Source organism: Clostridium frigoris, assembly GCF_018861865.1.
GTDB classification, from domain to species: Bacteria; Bacillota; Clostridia; order Clostridiales; family Clostridiaceae; genus Clostridium_AD; species Clostridium_AD frigoris.
In genome coordinates, this window is record NZ_JAHLDV010000111.1 from 1 (window position 1) to 3,753 (window position 3,753).

The 3,753-nt window shown below is 30.4% G+C and carries 2 protein-coding genes; both read left to right on the forward strand.

The annotated features are described in order from the left end of the window. Positions 1-213: 213 nt before the first annotated feature. Positions 214-1,644, forward strand: a complete 1,431-nt coding sequence (locus KPL37_RS19180; RefSeq protein WP_216151674.1) for an anion permease — start codon at positions 214-216, stop codon at positions 1,642-1,644. 316 nt (positions 1,645-1,960) lie between these two features. Continuing rightward, positions 1,961-3,208, forward strand: a complete 1,248-nt coding sequence (larAH6, locus tag KPL37_RS19185; protein WP_216151675.1) for a nickel-dependent malate racemase, LarAH6 family — start codon at positions 1,961-1,963, stop codon at positions 3,206-3,208. The last annotated feature ends 545 nt before the right edge of the window (positions 3,209-3,753 follow it).

The following is a 3,753-nucleotide window of genomic DNA, read 5'->3' on the forward strand; positions in this document are numbered from 1 at the left end:
TTCTACAGACTTGTCAAGTGTTTTATGCAAAAAAAATGGGGGAATCAATAAAAATTAATGATACTAAAAATGAGTAATCACAGGAACTAGGGAGTTTCCGTGAAATCTCAAATTAAATAAGGGGGCGTATTAATTAAGTACAAGCCCTCTTATAAAAAATAAGTTAAGATTTCTAAAGTATTTATAAATAAGTAAAGTAAGGGAGCTTTGATTATGACAAAAAGTTCTAGTAATTCGTTATATTCTGATAAGTATATTAAGTTTTTAATAGCAATTATCGTAGGTATTATTATATGGTTTATACCAGCCCCTATAGGAGTTAAACCTCAAGCCTGGCACATGCTTGCAATTTTTGTTGCAACAATAGTAGGGTGTATTTTAAAACCGTTTCCAATTGGAGCATTGTCTATAATAGGATTAACTGTATCAATTCTAACGGGAACTGTATCTACAAAAATTGCAATTGAAGGTTTTGGCAATAGCAGTATATGGCTTATAGTTATGGCATTCTTTATTTCAAGAGGTTTTATAAAAACAGGCCTTGGAACAAGAGTCGCTTATCTATTTGTAAGATCCTTCGGAAAAAAGACCCTTGGGCTTTGCTATTCAATTATTTTCTGTGATCTTGTAATAGCACCTGCTACTCCAAGTAATACAGCAAGAGCAGGTGGAATAATTTATCCTATTATAAAATCTCTTTCAGAAGCTTTTGGTTCGAAACCTGAGGATGGAACTGAAAGAAAAATAGGATCTTTTCTTATATTTTGTGAATTTCATGGAGACATTATAACTTCTGCAATGTTTATGACAGCAATGGCAGCGAATCCATTAGCGCAGACTCTTGCCGCAACTTTTGGAGTCAACATTACTTGGCTTGGGTGGTTTATAGCGGCTATTGTTCCAGGTGTTATTTCTCTTATAGTAATACCTCTTATAATTTATAAACTATATGCACCAGAAATTAAAAGTACTCCTAATGCACCTAAATTTGCCAATGATGCCCTAAAAGAAATGGGTCCACTTAAAAGAAGTGAAAAATTCATGGCGTTAATATTTGTTATAGTACTTCTTTTATGGATAACAGGAACCATAACTAATATAGATGCAACGCTTACAGCATTTATTGGCCTTTCTCTTCTTTTAACTACTGAAGTTCTAACTTGGGATGATGTAAAGAGTGAAAAGGGAGCTTGGGATACGCTCATGTGGTTCTCCGTACTTGTTATGATGGCAACTCAGCTTAATAAGCTTGGACTAATACCATGGCTTAGTAATACAATTGGACAAAGTGTAAAAGGATTTAGTTGGCCTATTATTTTAATTGTTTTACTTTTAGCTTATTTCTATAGTCACTATATTTTTGCAAGTTCAACAGCACATGTAAGTGCTATGTACTCAGCATTTCTTGGAGTTGCAATAGCAGGAGGAGTTCCACCTATGCTTGCAGCTATAAGTTTAGGAGTGTTTGGAAATCTATTTGCTTCAACAACTCATTATAGTAGTGGTCCTGCACCTATTCTTTTTGGTTCAGGTTATGTAAGCCAGAATAAATGGTGGAGTTTAAACTTTATTCTTGGAATAGTATACTTTATTATATGGATTGGTGGAGGGTTAGTATGGTGGAAAATTATTGGATTATATTAAATATAATTCAACAAGTATTAAAGCTATTTAACGACATTTCAGAAGGAAAGTCTCCCTCTTCTATAAGTTAGAGTTATATACCCTAACAAATAGAAAACTTCAGTGGGAATATATTTTTCCTTCTGAAGTCGTTAATATTGAAGTGACCCAGGAAATGATTTAATGACTCATATTCTGCACAATGATTTTCATATTTACTATATTTAAATAACTTAAGTTTTTATGTGTTCAGTGGAATATGAGTAATGATATTGTTAACTAACTTATGAAAAAATAAGAATTGGTAATATTAAAATTTAAGTGGGGGTGATGTTAGATGAAATTTGAATTTGGTTTTGGAAATAAAACAATGAAATTCAATATAGAAAAAGAAAATTTTATGGAGGAAATTTTACCTAATAAAATCGAAGTAGATTTAATGAATGAAGAAGAAGTTAAGAGAGCAATAGATAATCCAATTGGATCAAAAAGATTAAAAGAAATTGCTATGAAAGGTAAAAAAATTGTTATTATAACTAGTGATATTACAAGGCCAATGCCAAGTAAGATTGTACTTCCAGTAGTAATTAAGGAACTAGAAGAGGCTGGGGTATGCTATAGTGATATAACAATTATTTTAGCAATTGGGAGTCATAGACCACATACAGAGGATGAGAAAAAATACTTATTAGGTGAATCAATATATAACAAAATTAGATGTATAGACAGTAACCCATTGGATTTTAAACATTTAGGATTCACAAAACGAGGAACACCAATAGATATTTTTACAGAGGTAGCAGATGCAGATATAAGAATTTGTCTTGGAAATATAGAGTATCATTATTTTGCTGGATACAGTGGTGGTGCGAAGGCAATTATGCCTGGAGTTTCTACTAGAGCTGCAATTCAAGCAAATCACAGTAGAATGGTTGAAGAAGAAGCTAAAACTGGGAACATAGATACTAATCCAGTTCGATTAGATTTAGAAGAAGCAATAGAAACTATATCAATAGATTTTATTGTAAATGTAGTTTTAGTTAAAAAGAAACAAATTATTAAGGCTGTTGCTGGGCATTTTATAAAAGCGCATAGAGAGGGATGCAAATTTTTAGATTTAGCTAATAAAATAGAAATTAAAAACAAAGCAGATATTGTGATTACAACACCAGGTGGATATCCAAAAGACATTAATATGTACCAATCTCAAAAAGCTCTAGATAATGCAAAAAATGCTGTTAAACAGGGTGGAATTATAATTTTGGTGGCATCTTGTTTAGAGGGACTTGGTGAAAAAGTATTTGAAAAATGGATGATCAATGCAAGTTCTCCACAGAGTTTGATTGTTGATATACAAAAGAATTTTGAACTTGGAGGGCACAAAGCTGCAGCAATTGCAATGGTATTACAAAATTCAAAGATATTCTTAGTATCTGAAATGGAAGCAGACTTTGTACGCAAAATATTTATGGTACCTTTTAGTAATGTTCAGGATGCTATAAACAAGGCTTATGAAGAACAAGGCGCTGATGCTAAGGTAATGACAATGCCTTATGGAGGATCTACATTACCAATACTTCGGTAAGATATGATTACTAAAGTTTTTAATTTAAGATGTAAACCTTTTATTTTATAAAATATCTTCTTATAGAAAGTAGATTTAGTAACTAATTTATTATGTAAATAAAATAGTAAATACCAAAAAAAATTGAAAACATAAATATTATTATAAAACATCTATAGATAGTATAGGTGTTTTTATTGTATTAGAACTATATGTTTGTTCTTTAATTATATTAATATAATGAATGTTTAATTTAGCGATAAGGACACTCCTATTAATTATGGATAAATACAATAATAAATTTTACTTAAGTTTATAGAAACTTTTACAGTATAAACTAATAGTATATAAATAAAAGAATAGAAAGTAAAACTAACATTTTGAGTATGTCTAGTGATAATCGATAAATAGGGATGTCTTGGTATAATTATATTGTAAATGTAGTAAGTTATAGGGGATAGTGTTAACTAACCTATGAAAAAACTAGATTGAAAATTTTAAGATTTAAATTGTACTTTGAAAAGTGAAAATATATCTAAAAGGAATGAAACATTAGTTTTGTTATC